General features: G+C 72.0%; 20 protein-coding genes and 1 pseudogene. 12 read left to right on the forward strand and 9 right to left on the reverse strand.

The window, feature by feature from the left end:
• Nucleotides 1-199: 199 nt before the first annotated feature.
• Genes AB6V29_RS00420 through AB6V29_RS00430 form a run of 3 tightly spaced genes read right to left on the reverse strand, consistent with a single transcriptional unit; the run spans nucleotide 200 to nucleotide 3980 of the window.
• On the reverse strand, nucleotides 200-811 hold the full coding sequence (locus AB6V29_RS00420; protein WP_210076552.1) for a flavin reductase family protein: 612 nt from the start codon (nucleotides 809-811) through the stop codon (nucleotides 200-202).
• A gap of 17 nt (nucleotides 812-828) precedes the next feature.
• Complete coding sequence (locus tag AB6V29_RS00425; RefSeq protein ID WP_369356415.1) at nucleotides 829-2493, reverse strand: (2,3-dihydroxybenzoyl)adenylate synthase; 1665 nt, start codon at nucleotides 2491-2493, stop codon at nucleotides 829-831.
• Nucleotides 2490-3980 carry an FAD-dependent monooxygenase gene (locus AB6V29_RS00430; RefSeq protein ID WP_267787422.1) on the reverse strand — a complete coding sequence of 497 codons (1491 nt, stop codon included), beginning with the start codon at nucleotides 3978-3980 and terminating at the stop codon, nucleotides 2490-2492. The genes AB6V29_RS00425 and AB6V29_RS00430 overlap by 4 nt, the downstream gene beginning before the upstream one ends.
• A 108-nt stretch (nucleotides 3981-4088) precedes the next feature.
• Between AB6V29_RS00430 and AB6V29_RS00435 the strand changes: the two genes are divergently transcribed.
• Nucleotides 4089-4928, forward strand: a complete 840-nt coding sequence (locus AB6V29_RS00435; RefSeq protein WP_267787421.1) for a PaaX family transcriptional regulator C-terminal domain-containing protein — start codon at nucleotides 4089-4091, stop codon at nucleotides 4926-4928.
• Between the two features lie 127 nt (nucleotides 4929-5055).
• Here AB6V29_RS00435 and AB6V29_RS00440 read toward each other — a convergent pair whose 3' ends face one another.
• The gene (locus tag AB6V29_RS00440) at nucleotides 5056-5904 is read right to left on the reverse strand and encodes a Sir2 family NAD-dependent protein deacetylase (RefSeq protein ID WP_307316571.1); all 849 of its coding nucleotides are present in this window, start codon (nucleotides 5902-5904) and stop codon (nucleotides 5056-5058) included.
• 118 nt (nucleotides 5905-6022) lie between these two features.
• On the opposite strand from AB6V29_RS00440, the gene AB6V29_RS00445 reads away from it, so the two are divergent.
• Together AB6V29_RS00445 and AB6V29_RS00450 are read left to right on the forward strand one after the other, a co-directional pair.
• Complete coding sequence (locus AB6V29_RS00445; RefSeq protein WP_369356418.1) at nucleotides 6023-7225, forward strand: amidohydrolase family protein; 1203 nt, start codon at nucleotides 6023-6025, stop codon at nucleotides 7223-7225.
• A 152-nt stretch (nucleotides 7226-7377) separates the two neighbouring features.
• Nucleotides 7378-8175: a TrmH family RNA methyltransferase gene (locus AB6V29_RS00450; RefSeq protein ID WP_369356419.1), complete on the forward strand. Its 798-nt coding sequence runs from the start codon at nucleotides 7378-7380 to the stop codon at nucleotides 8173-8175.
• A 12-nt stretch (nucleotides 8176-8187) separates the two neighbouring features.
• Here the strand turns inward: AB6V29_RS00450 and AB6V29_RS00455 are convergent, their stop codons facing one another.
• Nucleotides 8188-8721 (reverse strand): TIGR02391 family protein, encoded by a 534-nt coding sequence (locus AB6V29_RS00455; RefSeq protein ID WP_369356421.1) that lies wholly within the window; start codon nucleotides 8719-8721, stop codon nucleotides 8188-8190.
• On the reverse strand, nucleotides 8718-9443 hold the full coding sequence (locus tag AB6V29_RS00460) for a hypothetical protein (RefSeq protein WP_369356423.1): 726 nt from the start codon (nucleotides 9441-9443) through the stop codon (nucleotides 8718-8720). Before AB6V29_RS00460 ends, AB6V29_RS00455 begins: the two co-directional genes overlap by 4 nt.
• A 79-nt stretch (nucleotides 9444-9522) precedes the next feature.
• Between AB6V29_RS00460 and AB6V29_RS00465 the strand changes: the two are divergent.
• Nucleotides 9523-9942, forward strand: a pseudogene (locus AB6V29_RS00465) (TrmH family RNA methyltransferase); the annotation flags it as partial.
• Nucleotides 9943-10143: 201 nt separating this feature from the next.
• On the opposite strand, the gene AB6V29_RS00470 reads toward AB6V29_RS00465, so the two are convergent.
• Entirely contained in the window at nucleotides 10144-11211 is a 1068-nt protein-coding gene (locus AB6V29_RS00470) for a FecCD family ABC transporter permease (protein ID WP_369356424.1), read from the reverse strand.
• A gap of 58 nt (nucleotides 11212-11269) precedes the next feature.
• A complete protein-coding gene (locus tag AB6V29_RS00475) occupies nucleotides 11270-12310 on the reverse strand; it encodes a FecCD family ABC transporter permease (RefSeq protein WP_369356426.1) in 1041 nt (346 codons plus the stop codon).
• A gap of 164 nt (nucleotides 12311-12474) precedes the next feature.
• On the opposite strand from AB6V29_RS00475, the gene AB6V29_RS00480 reads away from it, so the two are divergent.
• Genes AB6V29_RS00480 through AB6V29_RS00495 form a run of 4 tightly spaced genes read left to right on the forward strand, consistent with a single transcriptional unit; the run spans nucleotide 12475 to nucleotide 16443 of the window.
• Nucleotides 12475-13125, forward strand: coding sequence for an isochorismatase family protein (locus tag AB6V29_RS00480; RefSeq protein WP_307316584.1), 651 nt, complete (start codon nucleotides 12475-12477; stop codon nucleotides 13123-13125).
• The gene (locus AB6V29_RS00485) at nucleotides 13122-14435 is read left to right on the forward strand and encodes a lysine N(6)-hydroxylase/L-ornithine N(5)-oxygenase family protein (RefSeq protein WP_369356427.1); all 1314 of its coding nucleotides are present in this window, start codon (nucleotides 13122-13124) and stop codon (nucleotides 14433-14435) included. The genes AB6V29_RS00480 and AB6V29_RS00485 overlap by 4 nt, the downstream gene beginning before the upstream one ends.
• Nucleotides 14432-15169: an SDR family oxidoreductase gene (locus AB6V29_RS00490; RefSeq protein WP_369356429.1), complete on the forward strand. Its 738-nt coding sequence runs from the start codon at nucleotides 14432-14434 to the stop codon at nucleotides 15167-15169. Before AB6V29_RS00485 ends, AB6V29_RS00490 begins: the two co-directional genes overlap by 4 nt.
• Nucleotides 15166-16443, forward strand: coding sequence for an isochorismate synthase MenF (locus AB6V29_RS00495; protein WP_369356430.1), 1278 nt, complete (start codon nucleotides 15166-15168; stop codon nucleotides 16441-16443). Before AB6V29_RS00490 ends, AB6V29_RS00495 begins: the two co-directional genes overlap by 4 nt.
• Here AB6V29_RS00495 and AB6V29_RS00500 read toward each other — a convergent pair.
• Nucleotides 16374-17189, reverse strand: coding sequence for a siderophore-interacting protein (locus tag AB6V29_RS00500; protein ID WP_210076529.1), 816 nt, complete (start codon nucleotides 17187-17189; stop codon nucleotides 16374-16376). The two genes, AB6V29_RS00495 and AB6V29_RS00500, sit on opposite strands and share 70 nt — an antisense overlap.
• Nucleotides 17190-17337: 148 nt before the next feature.
• Between AB6V29_RS00500 and AB6V29_RS00505 the strand changes: the two genes are divergently transcribed.
• The 4 genes from AB6V29_RS00505 (at nucleotide 17338) to AB6V29_RS00520 (ending at nucleotide 21788) form a co-directional block, all read left to right on the forward strand.
• On the forward strand, nucleotides 17338-18351 hold the full coding sequence (locus tag AB6V29_RS00505) for an ABC transporter substrate-binding protein (RefSeq protein ID WP_369356432.1): 1014 nt from the start codon (nucleotides 17338-17340) through the stop codon (nucleotides 18349-18351).
• A gap of 73 nt (nucleotides 18352-18424) precedes the next feature.
• Nucleotides 18425-20209 carry an AMP-binding protein gene (locus AB6V29_RS00510; RefSeq protein ID WP_369356434.1) on the forward strand — a complete coding sequence of 595 codons (1785 nt, stop codon included), beginning with the start codon at nucleotides 18425-18427 and terminating at the stop codon, nucleotides 20207-20209.
• Nucleotides 20206-20973: a thioesterase II family protein gene (locus AB6V29_RS00515; RefSeq protein WP_369356436.1), complete on the forward strand. Its 768-nt coding sequence runs from the start codon at nucleotides 20206-20208 to the stop codon at nucleotides 20971-20973. Before AB6V29_RS00510 ends, AB6V29_RS00515 begins: the two co-directional genes overlap by 4 nt.
• Entirely contained in the window at nucleotides 20970-21788 is an 819-nt protein-coding gene (locus AB6V29_RS00520) for a 4'-phosphopantetheinyl transferase superfamily protein (protein WP_369356438.1), read from the forward strand. The genes AB6V29_RS00515 and AB6V29_RS00520 overlap by 4 nt, the downstream gene beginning before the upstream one ends.
• The last annotated feature ends 6 nt before the right edge of the window (nucleotides 21789-21794 follow it).

A 21794-nucleotide genomic window follows, 5' to 3' on the forward strand; every position in this document is an offset into this window, starting at 1 on the left:
CGCACTCGATGACGACGCTGCCGCCGTCGGCCTCGGGTATCACCGGATCGTGCGGACCTTCGTGTTCTCGAGATCGCCGTTCTCGATCTCGGACACCTCAGGTCGTCCGACGCCGATGCGCTCCGCTCCCAAACCTGGGTGAGTCGACGTCTCGCACGGCCCCCGTGCAGACCCCATGGGGTCTCACGCGTGGAGCAATTCACCCGCCCGGAACCGGCGGCAGCTCGACCACCTCGCCGAGCGGGGTGTAGCGCGGGCCGGCGAGACGGCCGATCGGCCGCAGCAGTTCGGTGTCGATGCTGGCCGCACCGGTCGAGCCGAGCCGCACGACGTCGTCGCGGATCGACCAGGCGACCACCGTGCCGACGACGAACTCGCCGCCCGTCGGGCTGAACGCGGTCGTGGAGTGGTATCGGCACTCCATGCGCACGGGGGCGTCGGCCAGGCCCGGGATGCCGATGACGCGCGACTCCGCGAGGGCGAGACCCAGGCGGTCGGCCTCGCCGACCTCCGGCGGCATCCATTCCGAACTCGCGTGCAGCGCTTCGAGCATCGCCTCGTCGGCGATGTTCACCACGAACTCGCCCTGCTCCTCGATGTTGCGCACGGTGTCTTTGCGGCCGTTCGCGCGCTTGTTGACGGTGAAGCCCAGCATCGCGGGATGCTGGCTCACCCAGGTGAACGAACTGAACGGGGCGAGGTTCACGGGCTCCCGCCCGCTCGTCACCCACGCGATCGGGCGGGGCACGACCGATCCGACGAGCAGACGGTACGTGTCGGCGGGGGAGAGCCCCGCGGCGTCGATGAACATCGAACGCTCCTTCCGGTTCAGGATGCGGTGAGCTCGGCGGACCGCTCGGCGACGAGACGTTCGCGCAGGGCCTTCTTGTCGATCTTGCCGACCTTCGTCAACGGCAGTTCGTTCACCGTCACGAGGTGGTCGGGGCGTTTGAACGCCGCGACGCCACAGGCATCGAAGTGCGCCCTCACCGCGCCGAGATCGAGGTCGTGCCCGTCGGACAGCACGGCGAACAGGCACACCGTCTCACCCAGGGTGTCGTGCGGCATGGCCACCGCCGCGGCGAGGCGCACCCCCGCCAGGGCGTAGGCGAGATTCTCGACCTCTTCGGCCGAGATGTTCTCGCCGCCGCGGTTGATCATGTCTTTACTGCGTCCCTCGACGACGAGATTCCCGTCGGGACGTCGGCGCACGATGTCGCCGGTGATGTAGAAGCCGTCGGGGGTGAAGGAGCGCGCGTTCGTCTCCGGAGCGTCGAAGTACCCGCGCGGCGTGTAGGGGCCTCGGGTGAGCAGCACGCCGGGTGCGCCCGGGGCGACGTCGAGCCCACTCGTCTCGTCGACCACGCGGAGCTCGTCGAGGGGCGACACGGGACGCCCCTGCGTACCGACGACGACCTCGACCGGATCGTCGAGCCGCGTGACGTTGATGAGCCCCTCGGCCATGCCGAACACCTGCTGCAGCGTGCCCGGCAGCCCCTTCACGACGCGCTCGGCCAGTTCGTCGGCGAGGCGCGCTCCGCCCACCTGCAGCACGCGGAGGCTCCCGAGCGCGTCGAACCCCACGGCGCCGGCGTGATCGAGCCACGAGGCGACCACCGCGGGCACCGCGGCGGTGTGGGTGACCCCGTGCCGCTCGATGGCCGCGAACGCGCGCTCGGGCCGCGGAGAAACCAACGGCACGACAGCGCCGCCGGCGAGCAGGGTGCCCAGGATGCCGGGGCACGCGAGCGGGAAGTTGTGTCCCATGGGCAGCGTCGCGAGGTATACCGTGTCGCGATCGACCGCCGAGGGCGGCGAGGTCAGGACGATGTTGCAGAGGTAGTCGTCGTGCGTGCGGGCGATGAGCTTGGGAAGGCCCGTCGTGCCGCCCGAGAGCAGGAACACGGCGACGTCGGCGGCATCCGGCCTCGGAAGCGCCCGACCACGGATCGAGTCGTCGGACGGTGCGCACAGGGCCCTGAGGCTGACGGCGTCGGGAGCGTCGTCATCGTCGCTCAGCACGATCAGGTGCCGCACGGTCGGGCTCGACGCCCGTAGAGCGCGGGCGAGCGCCAGGTGATCGAAGTCGCGCAGGGCGTCGGGAGTGACGAGCGCGACGGCCTCGGATGCCGAGACCAGGTGCCGCAACTCGTGCTCACGGTGGGCGGGCAGCGCCATGACCGGCACGATCCCGGCCCGCAGGCACGCGACCGTCAGAACGACGAACGTCCAGTGGTTCGGCAGCTGCACGACGACGCGATCGTCGGGGGCGAGGCCCAGATCGATCAGGCGCGCCGCGCACGCCTCGACCCTGTCGTGCAGCTCGGTGTAGGTCAGGGAGACCTCGTCGTCGACGAGAGCGACCCGGTCGGCGTGCACGTGCGCGGCTTCGGCGAACGCGTCACCGAGCGTGCGGCCCTGCCACAGCCCCTCGGCGCGGTACCGCGCGGCGACGTCGGCGGGCCAGGGCGTCGTCCCCTCGCGCGTCTTCATCGCAGCACCGCATCCGCGCGGCCCGAGAGCACAAGGGTCATGGCGCGATCCTCGTCGCATTCGGGCTCGTCGATGATCGCCGCCACGCCGTGTCGCAGGCGGGCGGCCTCGGCGGTGAGCTGGCGATCGAGCGCGCTGCCGCCCGTGACGAGCACCGCCGACGCGTCGGCGTGACCGGCGAGGGCCTCGCGCACGGCGTCGTCGGGACGGATCCCGTCGCCCGCAGCGACCGTGACGACCGGGGGCAGCTGGTCGCGGTCGAGCACACGTCTGTCGAGGAGCCCCGTCACCGCCGACTCGAGGGGCGGGGCGCCGTGCCTGTTCTGCCACTGTCGCAGGGCACGGTCCACGGCATCCGGGTCGCGGCGCGCGATCTTGGCCGCGGGAAGGGCGCGCGAGAAGAAGTGGAAACCGAACTGCCAGGGCTCGAACGCGTGGAAGTACGTCCCGAAGTTCTCCCACCAGGACAGGCTCGGCCGCGCCGCGCCCTGAATGCGGGCGACCTGCGGCTGTCGCACGCCCTCGTACGCGAGGAACGCGGCCTCGACGTCGTCGGGGTGCGCCGCGAGAGCGTCGGCGAGAGCGATGGCGTCTTCGAGCGACATCTTCGTGCCGCTGCCCACCGAGAAGTGCGCGGTGTGCACGGCGTCACCGAGCAGCGCGACGTTGCCGCGGTGCCAGCTGCGCGCGCGGATGGTGCGGAAGTTGCCCCACCGGGAGTTGTTGCCGATCAGGCGCGCGCCGCCGATGAGGGGGGCGAAGATCTGCTCGAGCCGGTGCTGGCTGTGCTCGTCGCTCGGGCCCGGGGGAGTGGTGGGGGCGAAGGCGTCGAGACCGGCGGCGCGCCAGGTGTCTTCGTCGGTCTCGACGATGAAGGTCGACAGGCCGCCGCCGATCGGATAGGCGTGCGCCGCGAAGACGCCGGCGACGTCGTCGGGAAGACCCTCGGCGTGGGTGTGCAGGAACGTGAGGCCCTCGAAGGGGGCGTCGGTGGCGAACCAGATGAACTTCGCCGCGGCCGTCTCGTACGTCACCCCCAGGGTGTCGTCGCCGATCGCGGCGCGCGTCTGCGAGTTCGCTCCGTCGGCGGCCACGATCACGTCGTAGTCGCCGAGTTCGTCGATGCATCGCGGGGCGGAGAAGTGCAGATGCGCCCCGGCGGCGACGGCCCGCTGCTGGAGGGCGGCGAGCAGATCCTTGCGCAGCACGGCGCCCATGCCGTTGCCGGCGAAGGTCATGGTCTCGCCCTTCGCGGTGACGCGGATGGCGTCCCACCGCACCCCCGACGCGTCGAGGGTCTCGCGCAGCGCCGAGTCGGCGGCATCCACCCCGCTCTGCGTCGCGTTCGAGAAGACGACGCCGAAGCCGAAGGCCTCGTCGGCGCGATTGCGCTCGAACAGGTCGACGTGAGCCCCGGGGATGTTCCGCGCGGCCAGGGCGGCGAAGAGCAGCCCGCCCGGGCCGCCTCCGATGATTGCGATACGCATGTCAGCCTCCTCGCTGAGAATGTCGAACCGTCACGACGCAACGAGTATGCAACATAAACGCGTTCTGCGCCATAGCTTCGTTACATGATGGTCGGGTAACGTTCTCGCATGCGCCCCCGCTCTCTCGTCTTCACGCTCTTCGGAGACTACTTCCGCTACTGCGGCGACGGGGAGGCTCCGCTGCGCGGACTCAGCGACGTGCTCCAGCTCTTCGAGGTCGAACCGGCCACCACCCGCGTGGTGATGTCGCGCCTGCGGGCCGAGGGATGGTTCGAGACCCGCCGTGACGGTCGTTTGACCACCTACGTGCTCTCGCCCAAGGCCTGGCAGCTGCTCGACGAGGGACGCGAACGCATCTTCCGTCACGTGTCGGGCGAGTGGGGCGGCCAGTGGACGCTCATCGCGACGCGCGCGGGCGACCGCTCGGCCCGCGACGAGGTGCGCAAACAGCTCACCTGGCTGGGCTTCGGGCAGCTGCAGCCCGCGATCTGGGTCGCACCCGGCGACCGCATGGCCGCAGCGCGCGACCTGATGGAGACCAACGGCGTGAGCTCCGACGTGTTCCTCAGCCGCAGCGGCGACCTCGACCACGACCGATCGATCGCCGCGCGCGGGTGGGACCTCGACGCGCTCGACGCGCTGTACGGCACGTTCGTGGCGCGGCACGACAGCCCGGCCGACGGCGGGACCGACGACGATGCCCTGGTGGCCCGCGTGCGCCTCACCGACGACTACCGCCGCTTCCCCTTCACCGATCCCGACTTGCCGGCCGACCTGCTGCCCGCGGGGTGGAACGCCCCCCGCGCCCACGAGGTCTTCGTGCGACGCCACGACGAGCTGCGCCCCGGGGCGACCTCCGCGATCGAGCGTCTCACCGGCATGACCGTGCGCGGGGCGCACCGGGCGTTCCTCGACGGCGGAGTGGTGGGCTTCACGCGGGAGCGGTGACGGCGGTGGGCGCGGCACCGGATGGCGCGGGCCGCCCCTCCCCGCGGGCGCATGCGGCCGCGGAGTCGTCGCGCGATCACAGCGTCGCCGTTCGCCTGGCAGTTCGCCGCGCGAGAGGAGCCGGGTCTCAGAGCAGGGCCGGCAGTCGGTCGGCGAGAGCGCGCAGCACGTGCGTCGTGCCGCCGTCGATCTTGACCGCCGCGCGCTGGTCGGCGCGGGTCTCGCCGCGGTTGACGATGACCACCGGGAGGCGCCTGCGCCGCGCCCGCTCGACCAGTCGGATGCCGGAGTTGACCACGAGCGACGAACCGGCGATGACCAGAGCCTCGCTCGCGTGGACGAGCTGCTCGGCCTCGCGGAACTTCTCGACCGGGATGTACTCGCCGAAGAACACGACGTCGGGCTTGAGCGTGCCCTCGCACACCGAGCACACCGGGACGACGAACCCGTCGGCCGAAGCCGGGGTCACGTCGCCGTCGGGGCCGAGCTCGACGTTCTCGGGCAGCGTGATCCAGGGGTTGTCGGCTTCGACGCGCTCGGCCAGATCGCGGCGGTCGAACACCTGCCCGCACTGGAGGCAGCCGACCCGGCGCATCGTGCCGTGCAGCTCGACCACCCGGCCACTGCCCGCGCGCACGTGCAGACCGTCGACGTTCTGGGTGACGACGCCGTTGGCGACTCCCGCGGACTCGAGATCGGCGAGGGCGCGATGGCCGTCGTTCGGCTGCGCGGCCGCGAACACCTTCCAGCCCAGGTGGCTGCCCACCCAGTAGCGGCGACGGGCGTCGGCGCTCGAGAGGAACTGCTGCGCCGTCATGGGCGTGCGCGTGGGTGCACCCTTGCCCCGGTAGTCGGGGATCCCCGAGTCGGTCGACACGCCCGCGCCCGTCAACACGGCGATCTTGCGGCCCGCGAGCACGTCGACGGCGCGATCGATGGATGCCGAGAACTCGGTCTCCTCCGTCGTGTCGGTCATGCACACCTCCGTGTCGTCGAGTCTACGGCGGGGCACCGCGTCCGGTCCGCGCGTACCGGACGCGGTGCAGCGGGCACACCCCCGGTGGCCGCGGGCCTGTGGCGTCGATACTGGAGGGATGAGCGCTCTCCCCCCACCCGCCATGCTCGAGATCACCTGCCTCCGCCGTGTGCGGCCCTGGGGTGGCGATCCCGTCGACATCGCGATGGCCGACGGGATCATCACCGCGATCACCCCCGCCGGGACCGCCCCGATCGGGGTGCGCGAGTTCGATGGACGGGGTCTGCTGGCGCTGCCGGGCCTCGTGAACGCCCACGCCCACCTCGACAAGTCGTGGTGGGGACTGCCCTGGCAGTCCTACGGCGGTGAGGGGAGCACCGAGGGGCGCATCCGGCACGAACGCGCCGAGCGCGATCGCCTCGGCATCCCCTCTCTCGAGCGCTCCGCGTACGTGCTGCGCGAGCTCGTCCGCCACGGCACCACCGCGATCCGCACCCACGTCGACGTCGACGCCGAGCTCGGCCTGCGCGGCATCGACGCGGTCGACGAAGCCGCCGCCGCCTATCAGGGGGCGCTCGACGTGCGCATCGTCGCCTTCCCGCAGGACGGAATCCTCCGTCGCCCCGGTGTCCTCGACCTTCTGCGCGAGGCAGCGACCCGCCCGAGCGTCGAGTGGATCGGCGGGCTGGACCCCGCCACCATCGACCGCGACCCGGTGGGGCAGATCGACGCGATCGCCGAGCTCGCCGCCGACACGGGCGCGGGCATCGACATCCACCTGCACGACCCCGCCGAGCTCGGCGCGTTCCAGATCGAGCTGCTCGTGGACCGCGCCGCGCGCCTCGGGCTCGCGGGCCGCGTGAACGTCGCCCACGGCTTCGCCGTCGCGCAGCTCGACCCGGCGCGTCGCCGCGACCTGCTCGCGGCCATGGCCGAGGTCGGGGTCACGATGACTACGGTCGCCCCGCTCCGCGTGCCGCAGCTGCCCCTCGCCGAGCTCGACGCGGCCGGCGTGCGCTTCGCGTTCGGCACCGACGGCATCCGGGATCTGTGGAGCCCCTACGGCACCGGTGACACCCTGGGTATCGCGTGGCAGTACGCCCGCGCGGCGGGCCTCGCGCGCGATGAGGACCTGCTGCGCGTGATGCGGCTGGCGACCAGCGCGGGCGCCTGGGCCGTGGGGCGCGAGGTGCACGACCTCGTCGAGGGCGCGCGCGCCGACATCGTGCTCGTCGAGGCCGAGAACCCCCTCGACGCTCTGGTGCGCGTGCCCGAGCGGATGCTCGTGGTCGCGGGCGGGAGTGTGCTGCACGTCGCGTGAGGCGGGCGCGGTCGCGTCCATCCGGCGGCGAGCCCTGCTCGCCGGTCGAGTGTCCACGACACGCCGCCACGGCCCGCGGGGTCGCGGTGTGTCGTGGACACTCGGCGGGGGAGGGCGCGGCCGGAGTGCGGCCCGGCTGGCACGATGGGACGATGCCCGTCATCCCTCTCGACTCCGCCGACGACCCGCGCCTCGCCGACTACCGCGACCTCACCGATGTGTCGCTGCGCCGGGTGGCCGAGCCCGCGGGCGGGCTCTACATCGCCGAGTCCTCGAAGGTGCTCGACCGCGCCCTCCGCGCGGGGCACCGTCCGCGCTCCGTGCTCGTGCAGGACAAGTTCCTCGCCGATGCCCTCGCCCTCGTCGGAGAGGATGCCGAGATCTACGTCGTCTCGTCCGAGACGGCGGAGCGGATCACGGGGTACACGGTGCACCGGGGGCTCTTGGCGTCCATGCATCGTCCGGCGCTGGCATCCGTCGAAGAGGTCGTGAGAGACGCGCGGCTCGTCGTCGTGCTCGAGGACATCGTCGACCATACGAATATCGGGGCGATCATACGGAACTGCGCAGCGCTGGGAGTAGATGCGGTTCTCATCACTCCAGGATGCGCCGATCCCCTCTACCGACGCAGCGTTCGAGTGAGCATGGGGACCGTGTTTCAAGTGCCGTGGACTCGATTGGACTCCTGGCCCCGTGGGATTGATTTACTTCGGGAACATGGGTTCGAGGTTCTGGCCGCGGCGCTCCGCGCAGACGCAGTCAGTCTGAACGATTTCGAACGTCCGGCGGGCGACAAGCTGGCCTTGGTCCTAGGCAGCGAAGGTCATGGGCTGGCGGGAACGACAATCGCAAAGGCAGATCGCGTGCTCCAGATACCCATGTCAAACGAGGTAGATTCGCTCAACGTCGCTTCCGCGTCCGCAGTTCTTCTCTGGGCACTGCGCCAGTGAATCCATGACGGCCTACGGTCTCTTCTTGCGCGTGCGCGTTGCGGCCTTTGTCACACGTATCAACTCGTCAATCGTCGACAGCATCATGAGAGCACGCTCGGGAGAGTCGTCGATGAGAGTGTGAGCCCTTGGGTTCCGCCATGCTCCGATGATGCCCTGGCAGAGAAACATGTGACCGCGCTGCTCGCTCTCGTCGGACTTTGACTTTCCCCTATTGATCCGCAGGAGCGGAGCGTTAGGGGAGAAGACGACTGTCATAAGTGCGTCCCCGTCTTCGGACCGGCCAGTTCGTCCCCGGATGCACTCGCACAGCGCTTTCACCCCGGCCTCCACTGCGTCCGCATAGTGCTCGGCCACAAACCGAGTTCGAGTTGCAGCTCGGAGGTCTACGTCGAGGACTCGATCATCGAACTGAGCGAGACGATCGTCCTCGGGAGGCAGGCTCGGCCCCGGCTCACCGCTCGCGTTGGCGGCGGTGGCGTACTCCGCTAGGTCGGCGCTCAGCCCCCGAGCCAGCGCAACGACCTCTGCGTCGTTCTCATTCACGGGTACAGATGCTTAGCCATGCTTGCGAAGATGGCGTCGATTTGCTCGGCATCCGCGGTGCCGGGGATGTGAATCTGAATATCGAGGTGTATCTGCGGACCGGTGCCGTGCTTGACCTGCTCATTGTTGCTAGGTGCATGCGGCAATTGCTTGATATCTGCGGAGCCGTTGGCGGCAGCTTGCTCCTGGCGGGCCACATCGCTCGTTACGTCGTCTTGCTTCTTGCTACGAGCGGACCCGCTGTTCTTCCGGGAGGAGTTCCCACTGCCCTTCGATGGCGCGTTCGCGGCGGCGGGATCCGGTGGCACTCGCGAGGCGATGAGCACGTACGTGCTGGCCATCTGCTTGGCGTTGGACTCGCCGAGACCCTTATGGTGAAGCCAGGTTACGACTGCGCTGCGATCCGGCTGACCATTGTTATCCGTCAAGCCAGCTAGCTCATCGGGATAGACCTCAGCGAGGATTTCATCGCACGCTTCCTCATATGTCCCGTCGACACGCCACTTGTTCCCGCGGGGCGTGAGGTTCCCATCTTCGTCGAGGAGGCCAAGACGCCGCATCGGGTAGACGACATTGTCTCCAGCACTCTTGGGGCTGGACATAGACAGCATCGCGGCCACTGAGCTAGCAGTGAACTTGGTCGACGGTGCACTCGCCGCCCGCGCACGAAGGACGCGCCAGGCATTGGCCGGCACTTTCGGAAGACTGATCGAATCCGACATGTTCCCCCCATCGGTTATGCCCCGATGATGGCATAGGCGTCATCTGATTCCATGTATTTTTGGCGCGTACAAGGTGCACAACGTCGGGGCGGCTTTCCGTTCGGCGGCGGCCCTCGGTGCGGATGCCGTGCTCGTCACGCCCCGCTGCGCCGACCCCCTGTACCGCCGGAGTGTGCGCGTGAGCATGGGGACGGTGTTCCAGGTGCCGTGGACGCGACTGCCCGAATGGTCGGAGGCCGCCCCCCTGCTGCACGATGCGGGGCTGCATCTCGCGGCCCTCGCGCTGTCGGACGACGCGGTCACCCTCGACGACTTCTCGGCGGCGGGGCACGAGCGCGTCGCCCTGCTGATGGGGGCCGAGGGCGACGGGCTGTCACGCCGCGCGCTGGACGCGGCCGACACCGTGGTGACGACCCCGATGGCCGGGGGAGTGGACTCTCTCAACGTCGCCGCGGCGAGCGCGGTGGCTCTGTGGGAGCTGGGGCGCGGGCGGCGCTGAAAGAGACGCGGCGGCCGACTCCGCGAGCCGCCGTCTCCGCGGGAGGTCGGTCAACCACGGCGTGACCGCCCGACGAAACGCCGCGGGCTGCGCCCGTCCACGGGTCGTGGCCGCGGTCGTCGACCGGCTCCGGCCGTGCGCCGAGAGCGTCGGTGCACGCGCGCACGCACAGGGCGGCGTCTCGACCCGTCGTCCCGCCAGTCACCGCCGCCGCACACCGACGAGCAGCGTCAGCAGGTACGCGCCGCCGAGCGAGAGGGTGACCAGACCTACGGGAGCAGCGATACCCGCGAGACCCAGCACGAGCGCGACGAGCTGCGCGGAGGCGAGGAGGAACGCTCCGGCGCCGATCGCCGGGATGAGGCCCGTGCCGGGAGCGAGGCGCCGGGCGACGTGGGGAGCCGCGAGTGCGACGAACGCGAGCGGACCGGTGTTGGCGGTCACGACCGCGGTCAAGACGACGGCGAGAGCGATCAGCGTCAGACGCAAACGCACGACCGCGACGCCGTGAGCGGTGGCGACGTCGTCGCCGAGATCGAGGCTGCGCAGCGACCGGGTGGTGAGCAGCGCGGCGGCGCCGACGAGCACGAGGATCACCATGCTCGGCCCGAGGCTTTGCCACGACACCCGGTCGAGCGAGCCTGCGCCCCAGAGACCGACCGACATCGCGTCGCCCACGTCGGCGCGGGTAAGGAGGTAGGCGTTGACGGACCCGAGCGCCGCGGCCACCGCGATGCCGACGACGATGAGGCGGAACGTCGACAGCCCGCCCCGATACGCGAGCACCGTCACGAGCGCGGCCGTGAGCAGACCGCCGAGGGACGCCGCGGCGGCGACCTGCCAGAAGCCCTTGGCGCCGAGCAGGATCATCGCGATCGCCACGCCCGTGAAGGCGCCCACGTCGATGCCGACGAGGTCGGGGGAGCCGAGGGGGTTGCGGGTGAGGCGCTGGACGATCGCGCCCGCGAGTCCCAGGGCGGCGCCGAACACGACCGCGGCGATCGCCGTCGGAAGACGCCATTCGACGAGCACAAGTCGCTCGAAGTCGCTGCCGGTGCCCAGGACCACGGCGAGGAGGCGGTCGGGAGCGATGGGGTACTTCCCGAGCGTCAGGGACAGGACCGCGAGCACAACGGCGGCGAGGAACAGCGCGGTCGTGACCACCACGACACGGCGCCGTGCGCCGCGGGGCCGGATGGCGGGATGCCGTGCGGCGGGGGCGGCGGTCGGCTCGCCCTCGCGTGAGGACGGCGGGGGAGCGAGCGTCACAGTCCGCTCACCTCCCGGCGGCGGAGCGTCATGATGGGGGACGGCGTGGCGATCGCGTTCACAGTCCGCTCACCTCCCGGCGGCGGACCATCGCGATGAGCACCGGCGCCCCGACGACCGCGACGACCACGCCCACGGGGATCTCCCCGGGTGCGGCGACGAGACGTCCGATGACGTCGGCGACGAGCACGAGCGCGGGTCCGGCCAGCAGCGATGTCGCCAGGATCCATCGCTGGTCGGGACCGACGATCCAGCGCATCGCGTGCGGCACCATGAGGCCCAGGAAGACGATCCCGCCTGTCAGAGCCGTCGCCCCACCGGCGGTCAGGGCGATCGCGACGACGCCGGCGCCGCGGACCCATGCCGCGCGGGTGCCGAGTGAGGTGGCGAGTTCGTCGCCGAGGGCGAGAGCGTTGAGCCCCGGGGCACACACGAACGCCAGCACCACCCCGGCCGCGATGACGAGGCCCATGACCTGCGCCTGGTCGTAGCCGGTCGCCACGATCGAGCCGAGCGCCCAGTTGCGCACGGCGGTGAAGGCCGAGGTGTCGCGTAGGGCGATGCCCGTCGACAGGCCGCCGAGGATCGCCGCGATCGCGACCCCGGCCAGCAGCGTGCGGGCCGAGCCTCCCGGGCGGCCGGTGCGCCCGATCGCCAGGACGACGGCCGTGGTGACCAGTGCTCCCGCGAAGGCCACGCCCGCCACGGCGGAGGGCGAGGCGACGCCCCACGCCGCGGCGGCGACCGTGACGGCGAAACCCGCGCCGGCGCTCACCCCGACGATGCCGGGCTCGGCGAGCGGGTTGCGCGAGACGGCCTGGATGAGGGCTCCCGCGACGGCGAAACCGGCCCCGGCGAGGATTCCGACCGCGGTGCGCGGCGCACGGAGTCCCCACACCACGGCGGATTGGTCGGAGGTGCTCGGCGAGAAGACGGCGTCCATCAGGGACGGGAAGGAGATCTCCCGACCCCCCAGAGCCAGGCTCAGTGCCACGGCGACGAGCAGCATCGCGCCGAGCAGCGGGATCGCCGCCCGGCGTCGGCGCTGCAGGCGCGGCATCCCGACATCCCGTCGTTCGGGCACGCGGAAGAGCGTCACGTCGCGGGGTCCTCTCGGCCGGGGCATGCTTGACAAAGTTTGGTTAGCCTAACTTTACTTACTCGGGCGCTGGCTCGCATCGACGAGCCGCCCCGGCCCCCGATCGGAGGGCCGTTCCCCCCCAGCTGCACCGACCGCAGCCGACCCGAGACGAGAGGGTGCCCATGGCTCTTCCCCGCATCCGGCCCTACACCGCGCCGACCGAGATCCCCGCGTCGACGCTGGACTGGCGCATCGATCCGGAGCGCAGCGTGCTGCTCGTGCACGACATGCAGGAGCACTTCGCCGGCGCGTTCGTGCGCGGCGCCGAGCCCTTCGCCCCCGCGGTCGCGGCGATCCAGAGCCTGCGCGAGGTCGCCGACGCCGCGGGCGTTCCCGTCGTCTATACGGCCCAGCCCGGCGGGCAGTCACCGATCGAACGCGGGCTGCAGCTCGACCTCTGGGGCGCCGGCGTGCCGAGCGGCGACGGCGAGCGCATCGTCGCCGAACTCGAACCGCGCGCGCACGACCACCGCCTCACCAAGTGGCGGTACGACGCGTTCGTCCGCTCGGGCCTCGAAGACCTGCTCGCCGACCTCGGCCGCGACCAGATCATCATCACCGGCGTGTACGCGCACATCGGGTGCCTCATGACCGCGGCGAGCGCGTTCATGGGCGACCGGCAGGCGTTCCTCGTCGCCGACGCCGTCGCCGACTTCTCGCGGGACGACCACGAGATGGCGCTGTCGTACGTCGCCCGCCGCTGCGGCGTCGTCACCACCGCCGACCAGGCGTCGCGGGCGCTCGCGGGCGCCGTGGCGGCGGTTCCCCGATGACCGCGCGCTACGACGCCGTCGGCATCGGCTTCGGTCCCTCCAACCTCGCCCTCGCCATCGCGCTCGAGGAACGCGGCGACACTGGCCGGATGCGGTTCTTCGAGCGCCAGGAGTGCTTCGGATGGCACCGCGACATGCTGCTGCCCGGCGCGACGCTGCAGGTCAACCACCTCAAAGACCTCGTGACCCTCCGCGACCCGCGGAGCTCCTTCAGCTTCGTCAACTACCTGCACGAGCAGGGGCGCCTGATCGACTACATCAACCTGAAGACGTCGTTCCCCACCCGCCTCGAATTCCACGACTACCTGCAATGGGCCGCCGCGCGCCTCGCCCCCGTATGCGACTACGGCACCGAGGTGATCGGGGTGCGACCCGTGGGCGAAGGCGACCGGGTCGACCTCCTCGCCGTCGACATCGTGCGCGACGGCGTCCGCGAGAGCGTCGAGGCCGACAGCGTGGTCGTCGGAGCGGGCCTGCGCCCGCGCCTGCCCCGCGGCGTCGAGCCCTCTCCGCGCGTCTGGCACTCCGACGCGTTCCTGTCCGCGCTCGCCGCGCTCCCGGCATCCGCCCATCGCCGGTTCGCGGTCGTGGGAGCCGGCCAGAGCGCGGCCGAGATCGTCGAGTATCTGCACGCCGGGTATCCGGATGCCGCGGTGCACGCGATCTTCGGGCGCTTCGGGTTCGCGCCCGCCGACGACAGCCCCTACGCCAACCGCATCTTCGACCCGGCGACGATCGATGAGTTCCACGGCGCCCCCGCCGACATCCGCGAGCGACTGCTCCGCGTGCACGCCAACACGAACTACTCCGTCGTCGATCTCGACCTCATCGAGGAGCTGTACCGCCGGGAGTATTCCGAGCTGGTGCAGGGCAGTCGTCGGCTGCACATCGAGAACGTCAGCTGCGTCGAACGCGTCGTCGACGGCCCCGACGGGGTCGCCCTGACCATCCGCGACGAGTCGCGCGGCACGACCCGCGAGATCGAGGTCGACGCCGTCGTGTTCGCCACCGGCTACGAGCCCGTCTCGGTCGACGACCTTCTGCCCGCGCTCGCCTCGCGATTCGCGCGCGACGAGCAGGGCCGGGTGATCGTCGAACGCGACTATCGCCTGCGCACCGACGACGCGTTCGCGCCCGCCGTGTACCTGCAGGGCGGCACCGAACACTCGCACGGTCTCACGTCGTCGCTGCTGTCGGCGGTCGCGGTGCGCGCCGGCGAGATCGCGGACTCGCTCGACGCACGACGCGCGGCGACCCTCGGTCACCGGGATGCGCTCGCCGACGCCCTCGTCGGAAACGGCGTCTCGTGAGCGCGGTCGTCGTCACGGGAGCGGCGGGCGGCATCGGTCGCGCGGTCGTCGCCGATCTGGCTGCCAGGGGTTTCTCGGTCGCGGCGATCGATCGCGCACGGCCCGAGACCGTCGAAGGCGCGATCCCGCTGGTCGCCGACGTCACCGACGAGGCCGCCCTGGGGGAGGCCGTCGCCGAGGCCCGCGACCGGCTCGGTCCGCTCGTGGGAGCCGTGAGCGTGGCGGGCGTGTTCCACGTGGCATCCGCGCTGGAGACCTCGATCGACGACCTGCTCGATCTCGTCCGCGTCAACGCCGGGGGCGTGCTCGCCCTCGCGCGCGCGGCGATGCCGCACCTGGTCGAGGCGGGCGGTGGATCGTTCGTCGCCGTCACCTCCAACGCCGCGGCGATCCCGCGCGCGGGCATGGCCGCCTACGGTGCCGCGAAGGCAGCCGCGAACGCCCTCGTGCGCACCCTCGGACTCGAGGCGTCGGCTCTCGGCATCCGGTGCAACATCGTCGCTCCCGGATCCACCGACACCGCGATGCAGCGCGACTTCCACGCGATCACCGGCGCCGGTCGCGACAGTGTGGTGGCGGGAGACGCCGAGGCGTTCCGGCTCGGCATCCCGCTGGGGCGGATCGCCGACCCGGTGGACATCGCCCGGGTGGTCGGATTCCTGGTGTCGGACGACGCCCGGCACGTGACGATGCAGACGCTCACGGTCGACGGGGGAGCGGGGCTCGGAGCATGAGCGCCCTCGCCCCCCTCCCCGGTGGCGCCTCGGCGATCTACCGCGGCAGCAAGCGGACGGTCGTCGCCTTCGGGCGTCGGCGAGCGGATGCCACGGGCCCGGTGCTGCAGCGCATCGCGGCCGCTCACGACGACGGGGTGCCCCTCGTGCTGGGTTCGCTCGGCTTCGACCCCTCACGCGACGCGCACCTCATCGTTCCGGCACGCGTCGCGACGACCGACACGCTGCGCGAGGGCGTGCAGGCGCGCACCGCCGTGGCCGCCACCGCGCCGCGCGACGTCGGTCTGCGCTTCGTGCCCGAGCCGGAGGCGCACGTCTTCGGCGCGCTCGTCGACGAGGCGCTCGACGCCCTGCGGGCAGGGCGGCTCGACAAGGTCGTGCTCGCGCGCACCCTCGTCGCCGATCTTCCACCCGACGTGCCGCGCGCCGCTCTCGTGCAGGCGCTGTTCGACGCGAACCCGACCGCGTTCGGCTTCGCCTTCGACCTCGGCACCACCGCCGACCCGCGAGTGTTCTTCGGCGCGAGCCCCGAACTCTTGATCCGCCGGGTGGGAACGGCGGTGCGCAGCGTCCCGCTCGCGGGCTCCCTGCCGCGCAGCGCCGATCCCGAGGTCGATCGGGCGCGGGCCGCAGCTCTGGCCACCTCGACGAAAGACCTCGGCGAGCACCGCTTCGTCGTCGACGCGATCGCGGCCGCCCTCGGCCCGTTCTGCCGCAGCCTACGCGTGCCCGATCGCCCCGACGTCGTCGCGACGCCGACGATGTGGCACCTCGGGACGACGATCGAGGGTGTGCTCGACGACCCGACGGTCACCTCCGCCGAGCTGGCTCTCGCCCTTCATCCCACCCCGGCCGTCGGCGGGGTGCCCACGGCGGACGCGGTCGCGGCGATCGAGGCGCTCGAGCCGGTCCCGCGCGGACCGTTCGCGGGTCCCGTCGGCTGGACCGACGCCGCGGGCGACGGGGAGTGGGCCCTCGGCATCCGCAGCGCCGAGATCGCCGGACGCACGATCCGGCTCTTCGCGGGCGCGGGGATCGTGGCCGACTCCGAGCCCGAGCGCGAGATCGAGGAGACGGGGGCGAAGTTCCGCACCCTTCTGCGCGCGCTCGGGGCCGCGGAGCCGGTGGCTCAGATGTCGGTGTCTGCGGTGCGGGGGGCTTCGGCGCCCGGATCTTCGGAGCCGGGGGCTCGGACACCGGTGTCTCAGATGTCGATGTCGAAGTCGTCGGCGCCGTCGGTCGAGCCGGTCGCCTTCAGGAGCGCGGCGAAGTGATCGAGGCGCTTGGCGTCGATGATGCTGTTGCTCACGCCCTGCTTCCAGTAGCCGAAGACGCGCAGGTCGGCCTTGTCCATGCCGGCGGCCAGGCACCGCGCGCGCAGCGCCCGCATGGCGTCGCGTTCCCCGGCGGCCCACAGCACGGCGCCGACCGGGGCCTCGACGGCGTCGACATCGGCGATGCGCTCGACCGACACGTCGGGCGCGGGCGGCAGCTGCGCCAGCACCACGTCGTCTCGGCTCGTCGTGCGGACGCGCCCGCGGCTGCCCGCGGGCCACGCCGCGAGGATCGAGGCCACGGCCGCAAGCGCGGAGTCGTCGGCGACGAGCTCGATCGGGCGCCCGTCGTGGGCGGGCAGCAGGTGCGTGCGCGGACCGATCACGCGCACGCTGTCACCGGGGCGGATGCCGGCGAGCCACGCCGTCATCGGGGTGCGGTGACCGTGCCGCACGACGTCGACCTCGATCGTGCGCGGCGCCTCGAAACGGCGGACGGTGTACACGCGCGACACGAGCGCGGTGTCGTCGTCGAGCGCGGGGACCTCGATGCGGATCGCCGTGTTCGGCTTCGCCCACTCCGCCGCGTCGGGCGTGCCGCCCAGATCGATCGTCACGCGCGTGACGATCGGCGAGATCTCCGCGGCATCCCGCACGAGAGAGATCTCGTCCGCGAGCCCGTGCGCATGGGCCGGGTGGGCGATCACGTCGCGCTGGTTCTCGGTCAGGCGCAGGCTGCGGCTCATGGGGATCCTCTCGGTGGGCGGGCGGTTTCCTCGACGCCACGAGAACCGGGCGTCACAGATGGTTAGGTTAGGCTAACCTACATCGGGGCGTGCTCGCCGACCTGCGGCATCCCGCCCCCTCCACAGCTCACCACCCGTAAGGAGTTCCATGTCTCTCGCCCGCTTCCTCCGTCCGGCCCGCGCGGTCGCCGCGGCCGCCGCTCTCGCGGTCGGCGCTGCGCTCCTGTCGGGCTGCGCCACGGGCACGCCCGATGCCGGCAGCACGCCCGCAGCCACCTCGGGCGGGTTCCCCGTCACGGTCGACCACGCCTACGGTGAAGCGACCATCCCCGCGGCCCCGGAGCGCGTGGTGACCCTCGGCTGGATGGAGGCCGACATCGTCACGGCGCTGGGCGTCGAGCCCGTCGCGACCTCCGCGTTCCCGTTCGACAAATCCGGCATCGCTCCGTGGCTCGCCCCGAAGCTGACCACGACCCCCGCGCTCATCCAGACCGCCGCCGCCGGGGCCGACCGGGCGCCCCTCGACCTCGAGGCCATCGCGGCGCTGCACCCCGACCTGATCGTCGCGACCTCGTACGTCGACCTCGAAGCCAACTACGCCGGCCTCTCGGCCATCGCTCCGGTCGTGGGTCCGAGCGCGAAGAACATCCACCACCTCGACTGGAAGGTCGAGGCGCCGCTCATCGCCGAGGCGCTCGGCAAGACCGATGCCGTGCAGCCGCTCATCGACGCCGACACGGCCACGTTCGCCGAGGCGGGGGAGAGCCACCCGGAGCTGAAGGGGCTCACCTACACGCTCTCGCTCGCCACGCCCAACGCCCTCAAGGTCGTCAACGACGCCGAAGACGGCAGCGTCCGCGCCTTCGACGCCCTGGGCATGACGTTCAGCCCGACCGCGGCCGCCCTTCCCGCGCTCGATGACGGCTCGGGAGCCGCGGGCCTGTCGTTCGAGACCGTCGACAAGGCAGATGCCGACCGCATGTACGTCGCCTTCCTGAGCCCCGATGTCAAGACCGCGTGGCAGAGCAGCGCCGTCTTCCCGACGCTCACGGCCGTCAAGGACGGCCACCTCGTCGACCTGTCGATGGTGCAGATCGCGGCGCTGCGCAACCCGTCGCCGCTGAACGCCTCGTACGCGCTCAGCGCGATCACGGGCTCCTGACGCACCGGTCGTGGCGGGCCCCGCGCCCGCCACGACCCTTCCCTCCTCGCTTTCCACACAAAGGTTCCCCCCGATGCCGAATCCCTTCGACGACCCCGACGCCCGTTTCCACGTGCTGGTCAACGACGAGGGCCAGCACTCGCTCTGGCCGGTGGGGCCGCCCCTGCCAGACGGGTGGACCCCCGTGACCGAGCCGCTGCCGCGCCCCGACGCGCTGCGCGTCGTCGACGACGCCTGGACCGACCTCCGCCCGGCGTCGCTGCGCGTGGAGCACGCCCTGCGCGCTGTGCGCCCGTACCCCGACGACGTCGCCGTCGCGTATCGCGCACGCGGGTACTGGATCGGTCAGACCTTCACCGGGCTGCTCGAGCAGACCGTCGCGCGCCACGGCGCGCGCCCCGCCGTGATCGACGGCGATCGCGTACTCGACTACCGCGGACTCGACCGCGCCGCGCGGGCCCTCGCCGATCGGCTCGCCGCCGACGGCATCCGCCCGGGGGATCGGGTCGTGCTCTTCCTGCCGAACGTCGCCGAGCACCCCGTCGCGGTGTTCGCGCTCGCCCTCGTCGGGGCGCTGCCCGTCTTCGCGCTCCCCGCCCACCGCGAGCACGAGCTCGCCGACGTCGCGACCCGCTCGGCCGCGCGCGCGATCCTCACCCTCGGTCGTCCGGCCGACGCCGACTACGCCGACATCGCCCGACGCGGCGCACCCGCGGGCGTGCGCGTGCTGCTCGTGGCATCCGCTGATCTCGACGCCCCCGCGCCCGCCGAGCGCCGCGAGAGCCCGTCGCGACCGGATGCCGTCGCCTTCCTGCAGCTGTCGGGTGGGACCACGGGCGGGCCGAAGCTCATCCCGCGCACGCACGACGACTACCTCTACTCCGTACGCGAGAGCGCCGTGATCTGCGGACTCGACGAGAACAGCGTGATGTTGGTCGCCCTACCCGCGTCCCACAACTTCACGATGAGCTCACCCGGCATCCTGGGCGCGATCGCCGTCGGCGCATCGGTGGTCATGTGTCCCGCGCCGAGCCCCGACATCGCCTTCCCCCTCATCGAGCGGCATGGCGTGACCACCGTCGCCCTCGTGCCGCCGCTGCTGATCGCCTGGCTCGACGCCGCGCGCGGTGAGCGGCTGCGCACGCTCCGGTCCGTCCAGGTCGGCGGGGCCAAGCTCAGCGAGGCCGTCGCCCGGCGGGTGCGGCCCGAACTGGGGTGCACGCTGCAGCAGGTGTTCGGTATGGCCGAGGGGCTCGTGAACTACACCCGCCTCGACGACGACGAGGAGACGATCGTCACCACCCAGGGGCGGCCGATCTCGCCCGACGACGAGGTACGCGTCGTCGACGATCACGATCAGCCGGTGCCGACGGGAACACCGGGGCATCTGCTGACGCGCGGGCCGTACACGATCCGCGCGTACCTCGCCGACGAAGCGGTCAACCGCGCCTCTTTCACGGCCGACGGCTTCTATCGCACGGGCGATCTCGTCTCGGTCGACGAGCGGGGGTACGTCCGCGTCGTGGGGCGCGCGAAGGACCAGATCAACCGCGGCGGCGAGAAGGTCGCGCCCGAAGAGCTGGAGAACCTCCTGCTCGGCCACCCCGTCGTGCACGACGTGTCGGTCGTGGGCGTGCCCGACGACACCCTCGGCGAGCGCATCGCCGCCTACGTCATCCCGCGCCGCGACCTCGACCGCGCCCCGCGGGCGATCGAGCTGCGCAGATTCCTCGCGGATCGCGGCGTCGCGCGGTTCAAGCTGCCCGACACGATCGAGTTCGTCACGGCGTTTCCGACCACGGGGGTGGGCAAGGTGAGCAAGGTGCGCCAGCGCACGCCCGAGCGGACCGCCCCGTGACCCGCACGCTCGATCTCGGTGCGATCGCGCGGGTGAGCGGACCGGCCGACGCCGCCTGGCGGCTCGTGTGCCTGCCGCACGCGGGCGGATCGGCGGGGGCCTACGCACGACTCGGCGCCGGTCTCGCCGACCCGCCGCACATCGTCGCCCTGCAGTACCCCGGTCACGAGACCCGCATCGCCGAGGAGCCGCTCACCTCGTACCCGGAGTTCGTCGCGGCGTTCGCAGGCGTCCTCGGACAGCTGACGTCCGACGGCATCCCCACGGTGCTGCTCGGGCACAGCTTCGGCGCGTCGCTCGCGGCGGCGCTGTCGGCCCTGATCCCGGTCGATCTCCTCGTGCTGTCGGGTCGCCCCGCACCGGGACGACGACGCGGCGGACGCCTCCCCGCCGACGACGACCGCGAGGCGTGGCGCGCGTGGCTGCGTCGTCTGGGCGGTACCCCCGAGGTGCTGCTCGGCGACGAGCCGTTCCTGACGCTCGCGATCCGGGCCCTTCGCGGTGACCTCACCGCCGCGGCCGAGTTCGACCGCCCGGGCGCAGCCGCCGACGCCGAGCGCGGTCCGTTGCGCGCCGGGGGACTGCTCACCGTCGCCGGGCGCGACGACCCCGTCGCCGGTCCCGTCGCGGTCGCCGGATGGATGCCGTTGCTGCAGGCCGGCGCGATCGATCACGGGACGCTCGTGCTGGACGGAGGACACTTCGCCCTCCTCGACCACCCCGATCTCCTGCTGTCGCGCATCCGCACGGCGGTGGGCGCGTGATCGTCGCCGCCCGCGTGCTCGCACCGGGGCACCCGTGGCTGAGCGACCGTGAGCGCGAGCGTCTGAGGGCGATGCGCCCGGCTCGCGCGGCCGAGTTCACCACCGGCCGCGTGCTCGCGCGGGCGCTCGTCGCCGCGGCCACCGGCAGGGGCCCCGCCGACGTGACGATCGACGTACGCCCGCCGGGTGACCCGCGCGCCGGCATGCCGTCGACTCCGGATGCCGCCGGGGGGATCTCGATCGCCCACTCCGGCGGCGTGGTGCTCGTGGCGTACCGACCGGAGGGCGACGTGGGCGTGGACGTCGAGGCGGGGATCGGTGCGGCGAACGACGCCGTCGCCGACTACCTCCCCGTCCGCGAACGTCCGCGGAGCGGCTGGGACGCAGCGTTGCTCGCGCGGGCGTGGGTGCGCCGCGAAGCGGTCGTGAAGTGCCTCGGCACCGGCCTCGTCGCCGAGCCCGAGGCCCTCACCCTCGCCCCCGCCGACGCGCCGCCGGCCGTCGTGACGTGTGCTCTCGACCCCGCGGCCCGGCTGCAGCTCGTCGACCTCGATGTCGGGGGACTGCCGGGCGCCCTCGCCGTGCGCGACGAGGCCCCGCGCGGCGCCCGGGCGGTGCGCGCCCACACCGGGCGCCACGCGGCGGTCCCCGCGGGCGTCGGCATGCCCCCGTTCTTTTCCGAGGTCGTCGACGCCGGTGATCTCGTTCCCGGCGCCGAGGGCGTCGGCATCCGTCTTGCCCCTTTCGCGGGCGCCCCCGCGAACGTCGGCGCCGAGGGCGTCGGCATCCGTCTTTCCGTTCCCGTTGGAGTCTGAGGAGAA

Source organism: Microbacterium sp. 20-116 (assembly GCF_041079415.1).
GTDB lineage: Bacteria > Actinomycetota > Actinomycetes > Actinomycetales > Microbacteriaceae > Microbacterium.